We start from the raw sequence: 3181 nt of genomic DNA, 5'->3' as shown, positions 1-3181 counted from the left end.
ATAATGGCAACAATAGCAATGATATTCCTGCTTTTGCTGGCCTTAAAGTACCGCCTGGACAATTTCTTAATAATGGGTCTGTTATTATTGCCAAATAAAATATCGTTCATTTTCAACACCCCCTCATTCAGAAATTTTCCCATCCTCAATACGGACGATCCGATCCGCGAGCTGGGCGATCTCGTTGTTATGGGTAATCATTACAAGGGTCTGGTGAAATTTCTGGCTGCTTACTTTCAGCAGGCCAAGAACATCACTGCTTGTCCGGCTGTCAAGGTTGCCCGTCGGCTCGTCCGCCAGCACAATCGCCGGTTTCGATACCAGAGCGCGTGCAATCGCCACGCGCTGCTGCTGGCCGCCGGAGAGATTATTCGGCATATTGTTCAGCCTATCTTCCAGGCCCAACATCCGAACAACTTCCTGCATATAGTTTTTGTCCACCTGATCGCCGTCCAATTCCACCGGCAGAACAATGTTTTCATAGACATTGAGGACAGGGACAAGATTGTAGTTCTGAAAGATAAAGCCGATTTTCCGTCTGCGGAAAATAGTAAGCTGCTCGTCTTTCAGGGTGGACAGGTCTTTTCCATCCACAATGACCTTGCCGGAAGTAGGGACATCCAAACCGCCGATCATGTTCAGCAGCGTGGATTTACCGCTGCCGGATGTGCCGACAATGGCGACAAATTCCCCATGTTCCACTGAAAGGGAAACGCCGTCCAGCGCCTTTGTAATGTTCGGTTTTTCACCATAGTATTTTTTTAAATCTGTTGTCTGTAAAATAGGCATAAGTTCTACCACCTTTCTTTTTGATGGTTCCATTGTAAAACGCAATCCTCACAGAAATGTCACGGCGGTTCTTGAATTTCCCCTTAAAACGCCTTGAAATGTCACAATCCTGTGACATTTCAAGAGTGAGGCAGGAACACAGAGAAAGTGGAGCCGGTGCCGAGTTCCGAAGATACGCGGATAAAGCCGCCTTGCCGGGTGATAATTTCACGGGCCAGATACAAACCAATCCCAATACCGGGGGCGTCATGTACGCTGCTTTCACGATAAAAACGCTTGAAAATCGTTCCTTGATGTTGTTCTGGAATACCAATGCCGGTATCAGAAATATCAATCTTCACATACATTTCCCAACACACAACAGCCACATGGACTTTCCCGCCCTCTGGTGTGTACTTCACCGCATTATCCAGAATGTTGAACAGGGCTTCGGTTGTCCATTTTCGGTCATGGGCCGCAATTACCGTTTCCGGGCAATCCACTGTGACCGCGATTTTTTTCTGTTCAGCGTTCAGCAGAATACCGCCCAGCGCAGCGGCAAGGGTATCATAAATGGCCTGCGGCTGTGGTTGCAAAGAAATCACGCCGGTTTCCAGCCGGGAAGTTTTAATCATTGCCTGCATGAGAAAATCCAGCTTGTCAAGCTGGCTATCCATAGCAACAAGAAATTCTCTCTGCTTTTCCGGCGTCACCGTTTGTTCCAGCAGCGTTGCGTCCAGCATTTTCAGGTTTGCAATCGGCGTTTTGACTTGATGGGATATATCCGAAATCAATTCCTGCAAGTCGGCCCGTTCCTTTGCAATGCTGCTTTTGCTTTCCCGCAGCACTTCATAGAGCCGGGAAAGTCGGTGCTGGATTTTATAAAACAGGTTTTCTTCCTCGGTGTACTGCGGCGGGGCCTGATTTGCTGACATCATATCGTCAAGCAGCTTGCACAAGGCGTCGGAAAACAGCGTCAATTTCCGACGCACAAAAATAAGAAAAGCCGCCATACACCCGGCAACGCAGATGATATAGAGCAATCCGCAATATAACGCCAGTACATTTTGTGTCAAAAAATATATGGACAACGACATAGTTACAGAAAGCAGAAAGAGTGCTGCACACACGGCAACACATACTTTATTAACGGAGAGCTTTTCTGTCCTCATTTGCTACCGCCCCCAATCCACATATAACCCATGCCGTAAACCGTTTTGATATAGGCTTGATCTGGTTTTTCGATTTTTGTCCTTATCCGGCTGATGGTTGAAGTCAAAGCGTGTTCATCCACAAAGTTCCCGTCAATATCCCACAACTTTTCCAATAGCACCTGCCGGGTCAAAACGATCTGCGGATTTTTTGTCAACACTTTCAAAAGCCGGTATTCCATCGGCGTAAAGGAAATGCTTTCCCCGCCCTGGGTGGCGGACATTTCCGAAAAATTGATAAACAGATTGCCGTCATTGTAGCAATCGCCGCCAGACTGTTTTCTAATTCGGGCCAATAGAGCAGATACTTTTTTCTGAAATACGCTCATGGGAAAGGGCTTTGTCACATAATCATCCGCCCCCAGCTCGTACCCTTTCAGCATATCGCTTTCCATATCGTTTGCCGTGAGGAAAATAACGGCTGTGTCCGGGTGCCGTTCTTTTATATCCCGGCAAAAATCAAATCCGTTTCCGTCCGGCAGATTGATGTCAAGGACAATCAAATCAAATTCCTGTTTTTTGCACAGACGTTCCGCAGCACTTTTTGTCAAGGCAGTAGCGACCTCATAGCCTGCGGCAGACAAATTATAACAAAGGGTTGTATTCAAAATGCGGTCATCTTCAACCACTAAAATTTTCATGTGCGTTCACATCCTTTCCCTTATAGAGTATCAACCAAATGTCACAGAAACCTCACAACAAAGGAGATTTTTGATTTTTTCTATCCTATCGTCCATCTCCATTAACAGCAAGGCTTCCATATAGATAATTAGAAATGTCACAGAATTGCAAGATTTCAGGGGGTGATTTTTGTCAAATCCTGTTTTTCTGTGATATTCCTGCGAGAATTGAAGCTTAAAATAGTGTCAAATCAAAAAGTTACGCGAGTGCTGCCGGACGACGGCAAAAGAAAAAAAGCCGTCGTTCAGCAGCCCATACCCATGCTCTGAATTTCATCACGGCGGCTTTAGGAGGGAGCCGCCATGAAGCAGGGAGCGTTTGAACAAAATAAGGCGAGGGTTGCACCGCCAAAAAAAGACTGTCCCCGGCGACGGGGATAAGCGCCTCTCACTATGTATTATACCATGTAAATCAACTTCATAACACTTCCGTTTCCGCCCGGTGGGTCTGTGACCTGCCGGGCGAATTTTGTTGTTTCCTGCGGTCTTTCGGTGCGGGCCGGAGGTTCCGCAGAAGCACAG

General features: G+C 46.8%; 3 protein-coding genes. All 3 read right to left on the bottom strand.

The window, feature by feature from the left end:
• Positions 1-123: 123 nt before the first annotated feature.
• On the bottom strand, positions 124-789 hold the full coding sequence (locus B5F53_RS19325) for an ABC transporter ATP-binding protein (RefSeq protein ID WP_076778896.1): 666 nt from the start codon (positions 787-789) through the stop codon (positions 124-126).
• Positions 790-908: 119 nt separating this feature from the next.
• Complete coding sequence (locus tag B5F53_RS19320) at positions 909-1940, bottom strand: sensor histidine kinase (RefSeq protein WP_076778898.1); 1032 nt, start codon at positions 1938-1940, stop codon at positions 909-911.
• Entirely contained in the window at positions 1937-2620 is a 684-nt protein-coding gene (locus B5F53_RS19315) for a response regulator transcription factor (RefSeq protein ID WP_087227102.1), read from the bottom strand. The genes B5F53_RS19320 and B5F53_RS19315 overlap by 4 nt, the downstream gene beginning before the upstream one ends.
• Positions 2621-3181: the final 561 nt, after the last annotated feature.

It is taken from the genome of Blautia sp. An249, from assembly GCF_002159835.1.
Classification (GTDB): Bacteria; Bacillota; Clostridia; order Lachnospirales; family Lachnospiraceae; genus Blautia_A; species Blautia_A avistercoris.
The sequence above is the reverse complement of the archived record's forward strand: the minus strand, read 5'-3'. Positions and strand labels throughout refer to the sequence as shown.

Excerpts from the sequence above, each read along its gene's own strand:
- B5F53_RS19325 (WP_076778896.1), bottom strand. The coding sequence starts at position 789 with ATGCCTATTTTACAGACAACAGATTTAAAAAAATACTATGGTGAAAAA.
- B5F53_RS19315 (WP_087227102.1), bottom strand. The coding sequence starts at position 2,620 with ATGAAAATTTTAGTGGTTGAAGATGACCGCATTTTGAATACAACCCTT.
- B5F53_RS19320 (WP_076778898.1), bottom strand. The coding sequence starts at position 1,940 with ATGAGGACAGAAAAGCTCTCCGTTAATAAAGTATGTGTTGCCGTGTGT.